The organism is Bradyrhizobium sp. AC87j1, from assembly GCF_002936975.1.
In the GTDB taxonomy this organism is placed as follows: domain Bacteria; phylum Pseudomonadota; class Alphaproteobacteria; order Rhizobiales; family Xanthobacteraceae; genus Bradyrhizobium; species Bradyrhizobium shewense.
Genome location: NZ_PTFE01000034.1, coordinates 44133 through 60318 on the forward strand (window position 1 = coordinate 44133; position 16186 = coordinate 60318).

Consider the following 16186-nt stretch of genomic DNA (forward strand, 5'->3'; position numbering starts at 1 on the left):
AGAGCGTCAGGCGCGCGCGGCCTCGCGCGGCCGGGCCGCAACGACGACGACATCAGGTCTTCCGCCGTCGACCTGAACGCGGTTGCGTCCCTTTTCCTTGGCGCGATAGCAGGCGGCATCCGCGCGCCGCATCGCACCTTCGAGCGTGGTGTTGGCGTCGGTGATGCAGGTGACGCCGATGCTGGCGGTCACCGCAAAGCAGCGATCGTCCCAGGCGAAGTTGAACAGCTCGAGCGATCGCCGCAGCCGTTCGGCGATGTCGACCGCGTTCGCAGGCGAGCACTGCGGCAGGATCAGGCCGAATTCGTCGCCGCCCAGCCGGGCCACCAGGTCACGCGGATGCCGATCCTGTTGCAGGAGGCGGGAGACCTGGCAAAGCAGGCTGTCGCCGGCAAGGTGCCCGCAGCTGTCGTTGACGTTCTTGAACTGGTCGAGGTCGAGCAGGATCAGGCCCAGCGAACCCGCCGCGGCAACGTCCAGTTCGCTTTGCAGGCGCGCCTCAAAGGCGCGGCGGTTGGACAGGCCGGTCAGCCAGTCGTGCGATGCCTGCCACGCCAGGCGTTCCTTCTCGGCATGCAGGGCGTCTTCGAAGGACTGCCGCTGCAGTACCAATCGCCTGGTGTGCCAGATCAGGAGCAGGATCAGCGTCACGGCGGTGACGATGTTGATGCCAGTCAGCGCCAGCTTGATGGCGCGGGAGCCTTCGCCGAGCACAGTGGAGAACCGGTTGGCATGCACCGTGAACTGGGTGTTGAGCTCGGAGAGCCGCGACGACAGGAATTGCAGGCGGTTCGTGTCCTGAACGGGACCGTTCTCCAATTCGGACCGGATGACTTCGCCGAAGACGCTGAGCTCGAGCAGCATGGGATCGGTGGCGGCCCACTCGCGGATCGCTTCCTGAAGGAAGCTGACGCGGTTGAAGTAGCGAAACAGCCAGATCAGTCCCGGGACGTCATCGGGATGGTTGCCGCCTTGCAGCAAGCCGATGCGAGCGGTCTCGACGTCGACCGGATCGCGCTCGAGCGCCCAGCGCGCGAACTCGTCGCCGATGGGAACGGCAAGCGAGGCCTGGTATTGCGTGAACTGGCTGGCATCGCCCGAATGCAAATAGAGATTGAGGAAATAGACGGCGTTCTTCTGCGAGCGCGACCACATCGCTTCGCCCGCGACATAGGCGCGGACCGACGACATTACCTCGAGACTGAATCCCGCGATCGCCGCCTGAAGCACGACGACCGTCACGAAAGGCGAGACGAGCTTGATGACATGAAGGAAGCTGTGTCCCTTCGTCGACGTCGCTGTTCTGCGAAACACCCTGCGTTCCCCAAATCGCGCAATGACCCCCAGCGGAGCGCTGCGCCTACAACGCGAAGTAGAGGAGATGGTTGCTTAACTCGGCCTGAAAGGCGGAGGAGACTGCATCGCAGGGTGAAAGCGCTGTGAAGCTGATATGCGCAGATCGCTTCAAATGCCGGCAAATCGGACAAGGCGCGGTATCGACGAAGCAATGCCTCGCATTGGTCGTGCGCGGTTTACCCGATGGAGAGAATTTCGTCGCGCCGTTAGACCAGCACCGGCTTGCGGACGCGGCCGGCGTCGCCGAACACGCGCAGATAACGCTCGATCTCCGAGGGCATGCCGGTCGCCTTCTCCGGATTGTCGGAGAGCTTGACGGCCGGATGGCCGTCGACCGACGACACCTTGCAGACCAGCGAGATCGGATCGAGATTGAACGAGCCGTCCGGCGGGCAGCCGACGAAGTCGTTGGTGAGGTTGGTACCCCAGCCGAAGGAGAGCCGCACCCGGCCGGCGAAGTGGTGATAGGTCTCCTCGATCGAGCCGACATCCATGGCATCGGAAAAGACGAGCAGCTTGTCCCTGGGATTGCGCCCCTTCTTTTCCCACCAGGCGACGATCTCCTCGCCGGCCTGGATCGGCGGCGCGCTGTCGGGGCGGAAGCCGGTCCAGTCCGCGACCCATTCCGGCGCGTCGCGCAGGAAGGCCTTGGTGCCGAAGGCGTCGGGCAGCGCGATCAGCAAATTGCCGCCATAAGTCTGGCGCCACTGGTCGAGAATGCGATAGGGCGCCCAGCGCAACTCCTCGTCGTCCCTGGCAAGTGCCGCGGCGACCATCGGCAGCTCATGCGCGTTGGTGCCGATGGCTTCGAGGTCATTGTCCATCGCGAGCAGCACGTTGGAGGTGCCGATGAAGGACGGGCCGAGGCCTTCCTTCACCGCCTCCACGCACCAGCGCTGCCAGAGGAAGCCGTGACGGCGACGTGTGCCGAAGTCGGACAGGCGCAGATTTTCAAGCTTGCGCAGCCGCTCCACCTTGGTCCACAGCTTTGCCTTGGCGCGGGCATAGAGCACGTCGAGCTCGAAGCGGCCGCGGCCTTTCGTCGCCGCGCGCGAGCGCAGCTCGTTGAGGATCGCGAGCGCCGGGATCTCCCACATCGTGGTGTGGGTCCACGGTCCGTGGAAATGCAATTCGTACTGGCCCTCGACCTTGCGCAGCTCATACTCGGGCAGGCGGAATTCGGCCAGCCAGCGGATGAAGTCCGCCGAGAACATGTGGGTCTTGCCGTAGAAGGTGTTACCAGCCAGCCAGATCAGCTCCTTCTTGGTGAAGCGGATGGTGCGGGCATGGTCGAGCTGGGCGCGCAGCTCGCCTTCGTCGATGATCTCGGCAAGCCGGACATGGCGCGAGCGGTTGATGACCGAGAAGGTCACCTGCTGATCCGGGTAGTCTTCCCGAATCATTTGCAACATCAATAGCTTGTAGAAGTCGGTATCAAGCAGGCTGCGGATGATGGGGTCCAGCCGCCAGCTGTGATTGTAGGTCCGGCTCGCAATATCGGTCACTGTCATGGGGGGATTTTAGCGCGGCGGCCCGCGCGCAACCAGTGGGTTTGGCGAGGGGTGGTCTTCCGAAAGGCGGTATCGGCGATCAGGTCTTATCAAGCCTTGGCGGCCGTCGCTGCGACCGTCTCGAGCTGGCTCCTGACCCAGCGATGAGCCGGATCTTTCTGATAGCGTTGGTGCCAGACCATGAACATGGGCAGCTCGGCCAGCGTCCGCGTGCGGGACGCCAGCGGAATCCGCGTTTGCGCAAAACCGCGCATCACGCCGGATGCGAGCAGGCTCGGCATGCTCGCCAGCATCTGCGAGCCGCGCAGGAAGGACGGCACGCCGGAAAAGCTCGGCACCGAGATCGCGATGTCGCGGTGAAGACCGTTGGCCGCCAGCCGGCGGTCGAAATCGAGCCGCTCATTGTCGGTATAGACGACGGTGATGTGGCGCGCGGCGAGATAGGCGCTGCGGCTGGCCGGTGCGGTACGTGCCTTGGCATCGAAGTAACAGACGTAATGGTCCTGGAGCAGGCGCTTCTGCACGATGTCGATGCCGGACGGTGGCAGCGGCGTGATCAGGAGATCGCAGCGGTTTTCGCGCAGCATCGCGGGCGAGGGCGATTGCGAGGGGATCACGCGCAGGTTCAGGCTCTTCACCTGGCCGGCGACATAGTCGAAGAACCGGGGCAGCAGCAGATCGCGCTGGAAGTCATTGGCGGCGACCGTCAGCGAAAGCTGCGCGCGTGGCGGCTCGAAGCTGACGCCGCCGGCAAAGCTCCGCATCTCGTCGATCAGTGCGCGCGCCTTTGCGGCCAATGCTTGCGCATGCGCGGTTGCGACGATGCCTCGGCCGGATTTGGCGAACAGCGGATCGCCCGCGATCCGCCGCAGCTTGTTCAGGGCGTGGCTGACGGCGGATTGCGTCAGGCCGAGCCGGGTGGCGGCTGCCGTGACCGAGCCTTCCTCCAGCACGGCGAGGAACAGTTCGAGAGCGTGGCCGTCGAGCGCCAAATGATCGATTTCTTTCATGCAATATATTATAATCGATCTATTTATCTGTGGAATAGACCGGCCCATGGTCTCCCAATAAGCCGCGCGTCCGGTCCCGGGCGCCCCAGGGAGAGACACGATGAATGCCCAGGCGCCAGCCTTGCGGGATCCCCGCCTCAACAGTCCCGAGCCCTTGACGCCCCCACTCGGCGACGGCGGCTTCTTCCAGCGCGACCGCTCGATCCATCCGCCGGCACATGCGCCCGGCTACAAATCGTCGGTGCTGCGCTCGCCGCGCCAGTCGCTGCTGTCGCTGGAGAACTCGGTCTCCGAGATTACGGGGCCAGTGTTCGGCCACAACGACCTCGGCCCGCTCGACAATGATCTGATCCGCAACTACGCCAGGGACGGCGATCCCGTCGGCGAGCGCATCATCGTCCACGGCCGCGTGCTGGATGAGACCGGCCGGGGCGTTCCGAACACGCTGGTCGAGTTCTGGCAGGCCAATGCCGGCGGCCGTTACCGGCACAAGAAGGACACCTATCTGGCGCCGGTCGACCCGAATTTCGGCGGCTGCGGCCGCGCGCTCACCGACGACACCGGTTACTATTATTTCCGCACCGTGAAGCCGGGGCCTTATCCCTGGCGCAACTACGTCAACAGCTGGCGTCCCGCCCACATCCATTTCTCGGTGTTCGGTTCGGGCTTTGCGCAGCGGCTGATCACGCAGATGTATTTCGAGGGCGATCCCCTGATCCCGGTTTGTCCGATCCTGACGACGATTCCGGACAAGGATGCGCTCGACCGCCTCGTGGCGCCGCTCGACCTCAACGCCTCGACGCCGTTCGACTCGCTGGCCTACCGCTTCGACATCGTCCTGCGCGGCCAGCGCTCCACCTATTTTGAAAACCGCACCGCGGGGAACTGAGCCATGCCGCAGCCGCTCAACTATCTCAAGGAAACCGCCTCGCAGACGGCCGGGCCCTACGTCCATATCGGCTTGATCCCGGCGATGGCCGGCTTCGATATCTTTGAGAAGAACTTCTCGAATGTCCTGACGACGCCGAATACGGAAGGCGAGCGCATCACGCTGGAAGGCAAGGTGCTCGACGGCGCCGGCACGCCGCTGCGCGACGTGCTGCTGGAGATCTGGCAAGCCAATGCGAGCGGCCGCTACAACCATCCGGCCGATCGCTCGGCCGGCGCGCTGGAGCAGGAGTTTCGCGGCTGGGGCCGCGCCGGCTCCGACTTCGAGAGCGCTCTCGTCACCTTCGAGACCATCAAGCCGGGCGCGATCCTCGACAAGGCGGGCCGGACATGCGCGCCGCACATCAATGTCTGGATCGTCGCGCGCGGCATCAACATCGGTCTCAACACGCGGCTCTATTTCTCGGATGAAGAGGCCGCCAACGCCGCCGACCCCGTGCTCAACCTGATCGAACAGCCGGCCCGGCGTTCGACGCTGATCGCAAAGCGCAGCGAGCGCGCCGGCAAGGTCGTGTATTCCTTCACGATCCATCTGCAGGGGCCGGAGGAGACGGTGTTCTTCGACGTGTGAGGATCCGGCCGCCGTCCGGCAGGATCACTCCACCGGATCGCCGCGATTGATCGCTCCGCGCGCGAGGAATTGCGGCGACTGACGCATTTCGCGCGATCCCGGCCGGTCGACCGGATCGCGCCCCACTTTGTGTCTCAGTTCTGCCAGGTCAATGAATATGTCGGCCTGTCGGCGAAGGTCGTCGGCGACCATGGGTGGCTGGGTGGAGAGTGTGGAGACGACCGTCACGCGGACGCCGCGGCGTTGCAGGGCTTCCACCAGCGAACGAAAATCCCCGTCGCCCGAGAACAGCACGATCTGATCGACGTGCTTGGCGAGCTCCATCGCACTTACGGCGAGATCGACATCCATGCTGCCCTTCACCTTGCGGCGGCCCGTGGTGGCGTCGACGAACTCCTTAGTGAGCTTGGTGACGACGGTGTATCCGTTATAGCCGAGCCAATCGATCAACGGGCGGATCGACGAATACTCCTGATTCTCGATGACGGTCGTGTAGTAGAAGGCCCGCAACAGCACACCCCGGCTTTGGAATTCGCCGAGCAGACGCCTGTAATCGATGTCGAAGCCGAGCGCCTTGGAGGTGGCATGGAGATTGGAGCCATCGATAAAGAGTGCGATCTTCTCAATCGAAGACATTGTGCTCAAATCTCCAGTTCCAGACGAAAGCTGGCCGATCAGCTGTCAGGGTACGTATGTCGGCCGAAAATACTGAAGGCGCCGATGGCTCGCCGAAAAAACGGCGCAGACGACCGGACAGGGGTGGCCGTCTTGCGCCAAGGTAAGGGAGGTTCCATGCCACCAGCGCCAGGGCGCCGAATGCAGCCACGCTAAGGCGCGAGCAGGCCCTGCTCAATTGTACTGAGGTAAGGCGCTTCTATGCAAAGGATAGGACGCGATATACGAAGGTAAGTGGCCGCGCCGGCAACAAAGGCAATTGCGGCAACGTGGCTTCACCGTGGGCGCGCTCGGTCTTTCGTCCGACGCGTCAAGCTTCATCGCCATGCAACTGGGTGCGAAAGGCGCGCGGTGAGACCCCCGTGGCTGCGGCATAGACCCGGCTGAAATAGGCGGGGTCCTCGAAGCCGAGCGTGTAGGCAATCGTCGAGACCGGCAAATTGGTGTAGACGAGGTTGCGTCGCGCCTCGCGGATCAGCCGGTTGAGGATGAGGTGCGAGGCGGTATCACCGGTCGCCGCCCGCGTGATCCGGTTGAGATGTGTCGGAGTCACCGCCAGCGCCTCGGCATAGTCCGCGACGCTCCAGCGTTCCAGGTGATGCTGCTCCAGCAGCGCCTCGAAACGGCGGAACAGGCTGGATTCGACCGTGCCGTTGCCGCCGCTCTCGCTCGTGAGCGCGCGGGCCACCAGCCCGATCATGGCCGACGACAATGCCCGCAGCACATGCGCGCGGCCGAAATCGCGCGCGGCATGTTCGGCGAAGATCTGTTTCATGGTGGTGCGGATCTGCGGCGTTCCGCGCACCACGGCCGAGCGCGCCAGCGCACCGCGCAGGCCCTCGGCGGCGAGCAGCGCCTCGTCCAGAATTTCCGCGGCGATGGTCAGCACCCACCCTTGCGTATCAGGCACGAAGCGGAAGCCGTGGACGTGACCGACCGGCACGTTGACGATCTGCATCGGCTTCAGCTGCACCACGCGCCCGTCAAGCGTCGCCTCGCCGCCGCCGCGCTCGATCAGCAGCACCTGGTGCAGCCGGGCATGGCGGTGCACGGCCAGGGTCCAGTCGTGCAGCACCGAGCGGGACGCAATGGTCTCGCAATGCACGACATCAGGCAGATCGCCGGACTCGCCGAACAAATTGTAGACCCGGATGGCCGGGGCAGGGAGCATGCTTCTCATGTTCGAATAGTACAAGACAATGACGAAACCCTCCATCGGTCTGCGCCGCCAAATCTGCAAAAAAGTGCCGACGGGAGGACGCAAGAATGAAGGTTCAGGTCTGTATCATCGGCGGCGGGCCGTCCGGGCTGTTGTTGTCCCAGCTGCTGCACCTGAAGGGCATCGACGCGGTCGTGCTGGAGAAATACAGCCGCGACCATGTGCTCGCCCGCATCCGCGCCGGCGTGCTCGAGCATGGCTTCGCCGAGTTGATGCGCGAGGCGCAGTGCGGCGAGCGGATGGACCGCGAGGGCGAGATCCACACCGGTTTCGAGATCGCCCATGACGGCGTGCTGTCCAAGATCGATCTGCACAAGCATTCCGGCGGCAGTTCGGTGCTGGTCTACGGCCAGACCGAGCTGACGCGCGATCTCTATGAGGCGCGGGACCGCCTCGGCGGCAAGGTCGTGCACAATGCGCAGGAGGTGACGCCGCATGATCTGACGTCGGACCGTCCCTACGTGACCTATCGAGCGAACGGCGAGACCGTCCGTGTCGATTGCGACTATATCGTCGGCGCCGACGGCTTTCACGGCGTCAGCCGCAAGTCGATCCCGAAGGATGTGCTGCGCGAATATGAGAAGGTCTATCCGTTCGGCTGGCTGGGGGTACTGTCGCGCACCAAGCCGGTGTCACCCGAGCTGATCTATGTGAAGCACGAGCGCGGCTTTGCGCTCTGTTCGCTGCGCTCGCAGGTGCTGAGCCGCTACTACATCCAGGTGCCGCTGACCGACAAGGTCGAGGATTGGAACGACGATGCGTTCTGGGCCGAGCTAAAGCGCCGCCTGCCGGAGGAGGTCGCCGGCAACCTGATCACCGGGCCGTCGATCGAGAAGAGCATCGCGCCGCTGCGCAGCTTCGTCGCCGAGCCGATGAGCTATGGCCGGCTGTTCCTCGCCGGCGATGCCGCTCACATCGTGCCGCCGACAGGGGCGCGCGGACTGAACAGCGCGGCGTCCGACATCTATTATCTCTACCACGCCTTGCTCGCGCATTATCAGAGCGGTGATGATTCCGGCCTTGCAGGCTATTCCGCCAAGGCACTCGCGCGGATCTGGAAGGCGCAGCGCTTCTCCTGGTGGATGACGATGCTCTTGCACCGCTTCCCCGACCGCCTCGAATACGAGGACCGGCTTCAGCAGACCGAGCTGGACTATCTGCTCTCGTCCGAGACGGCGCAGCGCCTGCTCGCGGAGAATTACGTGGGCCTGCCGTTTTAAGGCGGCCGCTACTTCCCTTCCAGCGTATTCACCGGAGTCCAATCCGCAGGCGGCGGATTGGCGGTGAATGCCTGGGCGCGTTTTGCAAACAGCGCTGACGCCGGATCGGTCTCCGCCATCTGCCCGAACGCATCAGTCGCCCTGGCAAAATCCCGCGCGCGCCAGCGGGCGAGCCCCTCCGCATACACAGCGGCCACCTTCGCCTGATCGGCGCCTTCCGCGCCCTTCTCCGCCAGCGGCTCGAACACCTTGATGGCTTCGCCGCGCCCCAGCACCCTGATCGCATCCAGCTCGCGCCAGGCGAAGGCGTCGCCGCTCTGCGTCATGGTCGTCTCCGAGGCCATGATCGCGGTGTCGTAATATTTGTTGGCGCCCTCGAGCCGCGAGGCGACGTTCACGGTGTCGCTCATCACGGTGTAATTGAAGCGGCGGCGCGAGCCGATATTGCCGACCACGGCTTCGCCGCTGTTGAGCCCGATGCGATGCGACAGGCCGTGACCGGCGAAGGCGGGATTGCCCGCATTGAGCTCCGACAGCTTCTCATGGCACTTCAGCGCGGCGCGAACGGCGTTGGCGGCGTGTGCGGGATCGTCGGCCGGTGCACCGAACATCGCGACGATGGAATCGCCGATGTATTTGTCGACGTAACCGCCATGGCCTTCGATGATATCCGTCATGGCGGACAGATATTCGTTCATCAGCGTCACCAGCTCGCCGGGTGTCATGGTCTCGGCAATGGACGAGAAACCGCTGAGGTCGGAGAAGAACATGGTGACGTTGCGCATCTCGCCGCCGAGCGCGGGCATCTTGCCGGAGGTGACCATGGTCTCGATGACCTCGGGCGCGAGATAGAAGGCAAAGCTCTTGCGCAGGAAGCGCTCGTCGCGATCCGCCAGCATGAATCGGTAGCCGATCATGATCGCAAGCGCGGCAAGGCTGGCGAGTGCCGGCTCCGTCAGCGGCAGCGCCAAGGCATGGACGAACACGCTGACGGCCACGGTTGCGTAGGCGACCGTGAGGCCGAACCAAGCCATCAGCGCGCCACTCGGTGCGAGCAGGCAGGCCGCGCAGGCGATGATCGCCGCGAACGCGATCGTGAGAATGGTCCGCATCGGGAAGCCGAGCTCGGTCACGGCATCGCGCTCGATCAGATTTCGGACCGCGGTGGCGTGCACGAACACGCCCGCAATGTCGCTGCGGGACTTTTGCACAGTGCCTGCCGGCGCGGGCAGGGCACATCGTGCCGCCGGCGTGCCGTCATACCCGCCGGACAGGCGCATCGAGGTGAGCTTGCGATCCTCGAAATTCAGGACCGTACCAAGCAGCACGACCTTGCCGTCGAAAGCGCGGCGAAAAAAGTCGCGGTCACCCTTCTCGACGCAGGCGCGCAGATCGACGAAGGAGAAGGTCGGGATGTCGCGTCCCAGCCCTCGGAAGTTGAGCGTCATCGTATTCGGCACGGCACTCGGGATCGCATAGCCGGACAATTCGGTCGCGCCGGAGGGCGCAATCTCGGGCTTTGCGCCCGTCGCGCGCGCAGTGAGCTCGACCGCCATCGCGGGGACCGGCCGCCCCTCGATGGCAAAGCTCAGCGGCATCCGTCGGATGACGTCGTCGTGGTCGGTGTGGACATTGAGCGCCCGCACGGTGTTGCGCACGGCGACTTGCTGGGCGCGATAGGGCACTTCCGGATGGTCATTGCTCAGGATTTCGCCGAGCACCAATTTGCCGCTGTCGGAGATTTGCCGCAGCGCGATCAGGTAATCCCGATCGAATCCCTTCATGCGGCCGCCAACGGCGGTGTCGCCAAAAGGAATCTCCGATTGCTCGATCGAGCTCGGAAAGATGACGTCGAAGCCGATCACCTTGGCGCCGCCCTCGGTGACGCTGCCGAGCACCCGGCCGATCTCGCGCGTCCAGGTCTGCGTCGGCGATCCCTTGAACGGTGGTGTGTCGTAGGTTTCACTGTCGATCGCCACGACGACGACCGGCGATGTCGCGGTGTTGCGGCTGTCGCCGAGAAGCCTCCCGCGCATCGCCGTGAGGATGTCGAGCGAAAGGCCTTGCAGGGTCTGTAGCGGCGGCGACGTGAAGATCGCGCCAGTCACGAGCGCAATCAGGGTCGCCGCAACGATGTCCCGTCCCCCGATCCGCCGCATCGCCCGGTCGCTAGGTCCGCTTATTCGAGCCGCAGCAGGCGGCCGATGATCGGGGTTGGCGCCGAGGTAGCGCTGGCATCGACCTGGAAGGTGTAACGCTTGGCTCCGAGGCTCGCGAGATAGCTGCCGCCCGGGGTCAGCGACTTCCCGGCCTTGGCAAAGTCATAGAATTTGCCGCGGATCATGATGTCGTTCTTGAGCGGCACGCTGATCGTGGGTTCCTTGCCGTCGGTGCGCTCGATCACCAGCGTGCTGCCGCTCTTGGCCTGGATCAGGGGCGCGACGCCATAGATCGTCGGCAGCTTGGACGGAGCGCTCTTGGCGTCGGACCGCATGGTCCGGAACGTGGTCGCCGCACTCTGGTTCGCCTCGCGTTCGGAGAGCTGCGCCGCCTTGGTGTCACAGGGCACCTTGGCGCGCTGCACATCGCCGAGCTGCACGGTGCTCTGCTCGGCGCCGACCAGCACGACGCCCTCGCTGATGGTCTCGCGCAGGCAGGATTTGAGATAGCTGAGCGTAATGCTGGCCTTGGGCCCGAGCTTGATGATCTTGCCTGCGGCGACATAGTCCATGAACTCGACGCCATCGACCTTGCCTTGCACATCCTCGACGATCGCGGCCGGCGTCTCTGCCAAGGCAGGGGCCGCAGTACAGAACGCGCCGACAACAGCGCCGATCAGGCTTCTCATGACTATTCTCATTCAATTCGACCGATACTTTGCTGGTCCCCGTCCCGGCGCGATTTTTAGCATCGGGGCGCCCAGGTAAGTGTGACCAGAATCACTCTTTGATTATTGGTGCACTCTAGCAGGAAGTGGTTCAAGCCGGCCATCGCCGACAAAGGAGGGTGCCAAGTTGTTGGCCGGACGGCGAAATCAGGTGGCCGTGACAGCCTCAGGCGAACGGCCCTCGGCCTGGAGACGCCATGATCGGAGTGAACGGAGCTTCGGCCTTGTGAAACGGCGTCGCCCGCTCGCCGGCGATCTCGACCACCTCGTCCCAGCGCGACAAAAAGGCCTCGACGCAGGCCGGATCGAACTGCCGGCCCTTGTTCTCGACCAAATAGCCGCGAGCCACCTCGATCGGCATCGGCTCTTTATATGGTCGTCGTGTCGTCAGCGCGTCGAAGACGTCGGCCACCGCGACCACGCGCGCGGCGACCGGAATCTCGTCTGCCTTCAGACCGTTTGGATAGCCCGCACCGTCCCAGCGTTCGTGATGGCCTGCGGCAATTTGTGCACCGAGCTGGATCAGCTCGCAACCGGAGTCCGCCAGGATCCGCTCGCCGATCGTTGCATGGGTGCGGATCACCGCCATCTCGTCGTCGGTCAACCTGCCGGGCTTGAGCAGAATGTTGTCGGGAATGGCGACCTTGCCGACGTCATGCAGGGGCGCGGCCAGGTAAATGTCGCGGCAAAGCCGGGCCGGCAGTCCGAGCTGCTCGGCGATAATGCGGCTGTATTTGGCAACCCGCAGCGTGTGCTCGCCGGTGTCGTTGTCACGGTATTCGACCGCGAGCGCGAGCCGCAGGATGATCTCCTCCTCGCGTTCGCCGAGCTTTCGTGTCGCGGCTGCGACTTCGCTGGCCAGATGCGCGGCACGGTCGTTGAGCTTGCGTACGGCTGCACCAAACTGAATCAAATTCCGCAGGCGCACCGTCATCTCGACGCTCTGCGGCTGCTTGGGCAGGAAATCGGTTGCACCGGCCTGCAGCGCTTCCATCTTGACGTCATCGGTCTGTCGCGATGTGATCATCGCGATCGGGATGTCGGCACAGCCGGGCAGGGCACGGAAGGTGCGGATGAAGCTGATGCCGTCCATGTGCGGCATCTCGTAGTCGACCAGCACGAGATCGAAGCCGCGTTCGCGCGCGCAAGTCAGCGCTTCCACGGGATCGAGGAAGGTGGTGGCCTCGACCAAGCCTTCGGCCTCGATGTGACGTTTCAGGAAGTTGAGGACGGAACGGCTGTCGTCAACCAGAAGCGCTTGAGTCAGCATCGGCGGCCGGGGCTCTCTTCGCTGGCAAAGACACGAACCCAAGCCATAACCCGAGCGAATTTAACGCGAAGCAAATGCGCCGTACGGGAGCACCCGCGCCGTGGATATGCGCGCCGCGCATGAAGGATTTCAGCAGGCTGTGTACGTCTGCATGCAGTTGCGCGAATTCCGCAAAAATGTGACCCGTAGTTGTACGGATACCCCGCGTTAGGGGTTTGCTCACCGGATTCGCGTCAAACGAGTAGTGGAATTTTAGCAAAGGCGGGGCAGCGATGGCGCTCAATCCCACGGAGCCGAAGTGGTCGTTGCGGTTGCCCGCCGATTGCAGCATCGCGGCCATTCGCAATGTCTATGAGCTCATTCGCGAGGCGTTCGGCCGCCAGGAGCGGCTCGAGATCGACTGTTCGAGCGTCGACAAGGCCGACGTGACCTCGATCCAGCTTCTGCTGTCGACAGCCAAGACGGGGCAGGCCCAGGGCCGCCCGGTGGTGCTGACCTCATTCTCACAATCTCTTCGCAACACCCTTCGCCGCGCCGGCTTCACCAGCGAGGCGATGATCGATCAGCATTTCCCGCAAAAGAAAGATGGCACCTAATGGCCACGATTCTGACCGTCGACGATTCCCCCAGCATCCGGCAAATGATCAAGGTGGTGCTCGAGCCGGCCGGTCACAGCGTGATCGAGGCCGGCGACGGTGCGCAAGGGCTCGCCAAGGCGCAGGCCGGCAAGCTCGATCTCGTGATCACCGACCTCAACATGCCCGTCATGAACGGGCTGGAGCTGATCCGGGCGCTGCGCAAGCTGCCGAGCGCGGTCGGCATGCCCATCGTGTTCCTGACGACCGAATCCAACGACACGGTGAAGCAGGAAGCCAAGAGCGCCGGCGCCACCGGTTGGATCACCAAACCGTTCAAGCCTGAGCAGTTGCTCGCCGTGGTCGGCAAGCTGGTGCGCGCATGAGCGCAATGGACCCGACCGAGGTCTTTCGTCAGGAAGCCAGCGAGCTCTTCGAAGTCCTTGAAGGGGCCTTGCTCGATCTCGGCCAGCGTCCCGACGACCGCGAACTGGTCGATTCCGCCTTCCGCGCCCTGCATACGATCAAGGGCTCGGGCGCCATGTTCGGCTTCGACAAGGTCGCCTCCTTCACCCACGAATTCGAGACCGCCTTCGACCGCGTCCGCAAGGGCGAGATCAAGCCGACCCAGGAGCTGATCTCGGTCGCGCTCGCCGCCAAGGACTACATCCGCGCGTTGATCGAAGATCCCCAGTCGACCGACGACATCATCGGCGAGGCCATCCTCGACGACCTCAAGCGCTTCGTCTCGGCCGACCAACCGGTTGCAGCGGTGATGGAGATTGCCGAAGCCCCGCCGCTGGCTCCCGCCGGAAGCAAGCAGGCCGGCTGGCACCTCTATCTGGAATTCGAAACCCATATCCTGCGCAACGGCTCAAATCCGCTCGACCTGCTGGAAGACCTCTGCAAGCTCGGCCCCTGCTTCGTCGTGCCTGTCACCGACGGCATCCCGTTCCTGGACGAGATGGAGCCGGAAGACTGCTATCTGAAGTGGGACGTCAAGTTGCACGCGGCCTGCGACAAGGATGCGATCGACGACGTCTTCATGTTCGTCCAGGACGAGATGAAGCTGACGCTGCAGCCCCTGGAGCATGTCGAAGCGCCCGCGCCGGCACCGCTGTTCCAGCTGCTCGACGAGGACCTGGCCCCGGTAGTCGAAATGCCTGCGCCGGTGGTCGAGGCCGCTGCCGCGCCCGTCGCCGAGCAGCCCGTCGCAAAGGCGGAGCCGAAATCGGAATCAAAGCCTGAACCGAAGCTCGAGGCCAAGCGCGACGATCGCGGCATCGCCACCGTTCGCGTCCAGGCCGAGCGTCTCGACGAGCTGATGGACCGCGTTGGCGAGCTCGTCATCGCCCAGGCGCGGCTGACCCAGCTCGCCGCCTCCGGCTCCGACCTCTCGATCAAGATGATCGCCGAGGAGATCGAGCGCCTGGCCTCCTCCTTGCGCGATACCACGATGGGTGCCCGCATGGTGCCGATCGGCTCGCTGTTCGGCCGTTTCCGCCGCCTGATACATGACCTGTCGCGCGATTTGTCGAAGCCGGTCGAATTCGTCACCTCGGGCGAAGATACCGAGCTCGACAAGACCATGATCGAGTGCCTGGCCGATCCGCTGGTGCATCTGATCCGCAATGCCATCGACCACGGCATCGAAGACACCGCCACGCGCGCTGCCAACGGCAAGACCGAGCAGGGCCGGATCGAGCTCGCCGCCGTCCATTCCGGCGCGCAGGTGCTCGTCACCGTGAAGGACAATGGCGGCGGCCTCAACACCGCGCGCATCCGTGCGAAGGCGGAAGAGCAGGGGCTGATCGCGACTGGCGCCGTGCTCACCGATCACGAGGTCCATCAGTTCCTGTTCCATCCCGGCTTCTCGACCGCGCAGACCATCTCGGCGCTGTCAGGCCGCGGCGTCGGCATGGACGTGGTCAAGCGTACCATCGAGAACATGCGTGGCTCGATCGATCTGTCGACCAGGCCGGGCCAGGGCACCACGGTGACGCTGCGCCTGCCGCTGACGCTGGCGATCATCGAAGGTCTTCTGATCCGCGTCGGCGAAGGCCGTTACATCATTCCGCTGTCCGCGGTGGAGGAATGCATCGAGCTTACCGCCGAGGACGAACGCTCGCGCGGTCGCAATTTCCTCAACGTGCGCGGCAATCTCGTGCCCTTCCTCCGGCTGCGCGAGATCATGACCGCATCGGGCACGCCCGACCGTCATCAGAAGACGATCATCATCTCGACCGGCGAGACTCACGTCGGCCTCGTCGCCGACCAGATCATCGGCAACCACCAGACCGTGATCAAGTCGCTCTCAAAGCTGCATTCGGATGTCACGATGTTCTCCGGCGCGACCATCCTGGGCGACGGTACGGCGGCATTGATCCTCGACGTCGCGCAGCTCGTCGCGTTGGCGCAGTCGAAGGTCGAGAAGCAGCATATCAGCGAGGCGGCGTGATGAACGAGGGTTTGGTTGGCGAACGGCAGGCTGACGCGATGCAGGTCGTGATGATCGGCCTTGGCGAGGAGAAGTTCGCGCTCGACGCCGGCCTCGTGCGCGAGATCATCGATCCCGTCCCCGTGACCAAGGTGGCAGGCGCGCGCGCCTTCGTTCCCAGCGTGATCAACGTGCGCGGCAACGTCATTCCGCTCGCCGACCTGCGCATCCGCTTCGGCATGCCGCAGCTCGATGATTCCGCCGATACGCGCATCGTGGTCATCGAGCTCGAGCTCGACGGCGAGCCGGTCCTGGTCGGCGTCACCGCCGACAAGGTCTACGAGGTCACGGAGATCTCCCAGACAGACGTGCAGCAAACGCCGCGCGTCGGCATGCACTGGAAGCCGGAGTTCATTCGCTTCATTGCCAAGTGGCGTGAAGAGTTCGTCATCGTTCCGAACATGGAACGCATTCTAAATTGAGATGAGGTCTCGGGCGAGACCGGGG

General features: G+C 64.1%; 15 protein-coding genes. 7 read left to right on the plus strand and 8 right to left on the minus strand.

Translation table 11 applies throughout. The annotated features are described in order from the left end of the window. Positions 1–6: 6 nt before the first annotated feature. The 3 genes from CV770_RS19110 to CV770_RS19120 form a co-directional block, all read right to left on the minus strand. Positions 7–1314, minus strand: coding sequence for a GGDEF domain-containing protein (locus CV770_RS19110; RefSeq protein WP_104463403.1), 1308 nt, complete (start codon positions 1312–1314; stop codon positions 7–9). A 248-nt stretch (positions 1315–1562) separates the two neighbouring features. Further along, a complete protein-coding gene (pncB, locus tag CV770_RS19115) occupies positions 1563–2867 on the minus strand; it encodes a nicotinate phosphoribosyltransferase (protein WP_091956243.1) in 1305 nt (434 codons plus the stop codon). An 89-nt stretch (positions 2868–2956) separates the two neighbouring features. Then, a complete protein-coding gene (locus CV770_RS19120) occupies positions 2957–3877 on the minus strand; it encodes a LysR family transcriptional regulator (protein ID WP_201759922.1) in 921 nt (306 codons plus the stop codon). 100 nt (positions 3878–3977) lie between these two features. On the opposite strand from CV770_RS19120, the gene pcaH reads away from it, so the two are divergent. After that, positions 3978–4766 carry a protocatechuate 3,4-dioxygenase subunit beta gene (gene pcaH, locus CV770_RS19125; protein ID WP_104463405.1) on the plus strand — a complete coding sequence of 263 codons (789 nt, stop codon included), beginning with the start codon at positions 3978–3980 and terminating at the stop codon, positions 4764–4766. 3 nt (positions 4767–4769) lie between these two features. Beyond that, positions 4770–5396: a protocatechuate 3,4-dioxygenase subunit alpha gene (gene pcaG, locus CV770_RS19130; protein ID WP_091956240.1), complete on the plus strand. Its 627-nt coding sequence runs from the start codon at positions 4770–4772 to the stop codon at positions 5394–5396. 24 nt (positions 5397–5420) lie between these two features. Here the strand turns inward: pcaG and CV770_RS19135 are convergent, their stop codons facing one another. After that, on the minus strand, positions 5421–6032 hold the full coding sequence (locus CV770_RS19135) for a LabA-like NYN domain-containing protein (protein ID WP_104463406.1): 612 nt from the start codon (positions 6030–6032) through the stop codon (positions 5421–5423). A 349-nt stretch (positions 6033–6381) separates the two neighbouring features. After that, entirely contained in the window at positions 6382–7287 is a 906-nt protein-coding gene (locus CV770_RS19140) for a helix-turn-helix domain-containing protein (RefSeq protein WP_104463407.1), read from the minus strand. Between the two features lie 50 nt (positions 7288–7337). Between CV770_RS19140 and pobA the strand changes: the two genes are divergently transcribed. Further along, on the plus strand, positions 7338–8510 hold the full coding sequence (pobA, locus tag CV770_RS19145; RefSeq protein WP_104463408.1) for a 4-hydroxybenzoate 3-monooxygenase: 1173 nt from the start codon (positions 7338–7340) through the stop codon (positions 8508–8510). Between the two features lie 8 nt (positions 8511–8518). On the opposite strand, the gene CV770_RS19150 is transcribed toward pobA, so the two are convergent. The 3 genes from CV770_RS19150 to CV770_RS19160 form a co-directional block, all read right to left on the minus strand. Further along, positions 8519–10669 (minus strand): adenylate/guanylate cyclase domain-containing protein, encoded by a 2151-nt coding sequence (locus CV770_RS19150; RefSeq protein WP_104463409.1) that lies wholly within the window; start codon positions 10667–10669, stop codon positions 8519–8521. 20 nt (positions 10670–10689) lie between these two features. Then, positions 10690–11358: a hypothetical protein gene (locus CV770_RS19155; RefSeq protein WP_038972013.1), complete on the minus strand. Its 669-nt coding sequence runs from the start codon at positions 11356–11358 to the stop codon at positions 10690–10692. Positions 11359–11563: 205 nt separating this feature from the next. Continuing rightward, positions 11564–12667: an HD domain-containing phosphohydrolase gene (locus CV770_RS19160; protein WP_104463410.1), complete on the minus strand. Its 1104-nt coding sequence runs from the start codon at positions 12665–12667 to the stop codon at positions 11564–11566. 272 nt (positions 12668–12939) lie between these two features. Here CV770_RS19160 and CV770_RS19165 point away from each other — a divergent pair, with 272 nt between their 5' ends. From CV770_RS19165 to CV770_RS19180, 4 genes are read left to right on the plus strand one after another with little or no spacing between them, the layout of a single operon-like run. Next, a complete protein-coding gene (locus CV770_RS19165) occupies positions 12940–13263 on the plus strand; it encodes an STAS domain-containing protein (RefSeq protein ID WP_018317042.1) in 324 nt (107 codons plus the stop codon). Continuing rightward, complete coding sequence (locus CV770_RS19170; protein WP_018317043.1) at positions 13263–13628, plus strand: response regulator; 366 nt, start codon at positions 13263–13265, stop codon at positions 13626–13628. The genes CV770_RS19165 and CV770_RS19170 overlap by 1 nt, the downstream gene beginning before the upstream one ends. Continuing rightward, complete coding sequence (locus CV770_RS19175) at positions 13625–15700, plus strand: chemotaxis protein CheA (RefSeq protein ID WP_104463411.1); 2076 nt, start codon at positions 13625–13627, stop codon at positions 15698–15700. The genes CV770_RS19170 and CV770_RS19175 overlap by 4 nt, the downstream gene beginning before the upstream one ends. Further along, positions 15700–16161, plus strand: a complete 462-nt coding sequence (locus CV770_RS19180; RefSeq protein WP_201759923.1) for a chemotaxis protein CheW — start codon at positions 15700–15702, stop codon at positions 16159–16161. The genes CV770_RS19175 and CV770_RS19180 overlap by 1 nt, the downstream gene beginning before the upstream one ends. Positions 16162–16186: the final 25 nt, after the last annotated feature.

Coding starts and splice junctions, on each gene's coding strand:
- pncB (WP_091956243.1), bottom strand. CDS start 2,867: ATGACAGTGACCGATATTGCGAGCCGGACCTACAATCACAGCTGGCGG.
- CV770_RS19120 (WP_201759922.1), bottom strand. CDS start 3,877: ATGAAAGAAATCGATCATTTGGCGCTCGACGGCCACGCTCTCGAACTG.
- pcaH (WP_104463405.1), top strand. CDS start 3,978: ATGAATGCCCAGGCGCCAGCCTTGCGGGATCCCCGCCTCAACAGTCCC.
- pcaG (WP_091956240.1), top strand. CDS start 4,770: ATGCCGCAGCCGCTCAACTATCTCAAGGAAACCGCCTCGCAGACGGCC.
- CV770_RS19135 (WP_104463406.1), bottom strand. CDS start 6,032: ATGTCTTCGATTGAGAAGATCGCACTCTTTATCGATGGCTCCAATCTC.
- CV770_RS19140 (WP_104463407.1), bottom strand. CDS start 7,287: ATGGAGGGTTTCGTCATTGTCTTGTACTATTCGAACATGAGAAGCATG.
- pobA (WP_104463408.1), top strand. CDS start 7,338: ATGAAGGTTCAGGTCTGTATCATCGGCGGCGGGCCGTCCGGGCTGTTG.
- CV770_RS19150 (WP_104463409.1), bottom strand. CDS start 10,669: ATGCGGCGGATCGGGGGACGGGACATCGTTGCGGCGACCCTGATTGCG.
- CV770_RS19155 (WP_038972013.1), bottom strand. CDS start 11,358: ATGAGAAGCCTGATCGGCGCTGTTGTCGGCGCGTTCTGTACTGCGGCC.
- CV770_RS19160 (WP_104463410.1), bottom strand. CDS start 12,667: ATGCTGACTCAAGCGCTTCTGGTTGACGACAGCCGTTCCGTCCTCAAC.
- CV770_RS19165 (WP_018317042.1), top strand. CDS start 12,940: ATGGCGCTCAATCCCACGGAGCCGAAGTGGTCGTTGCGGTTGCCCGCC.
- CV770_RS19170 (WP_018317043.1), top strand. CDS start 13,263: ATGGCCACGATTCTGACCGTCGACGATTCCCCCAGCATCCGGCAAATG.
- CV770_RS19175 (WP_104463411.1), top strand. CDS start 13,625: ATGAGCGCAATGGACCCGACCGAGGTCTTTCGTCAGGAAGCCAGCGAG.
- CV770_RS19180 (WP_201759923.1), top strand. CDS start 15,700: ATGAACGAGGGTTTGGTTGGCGAACGGCAGGCTGACGCGATGCAGGTC.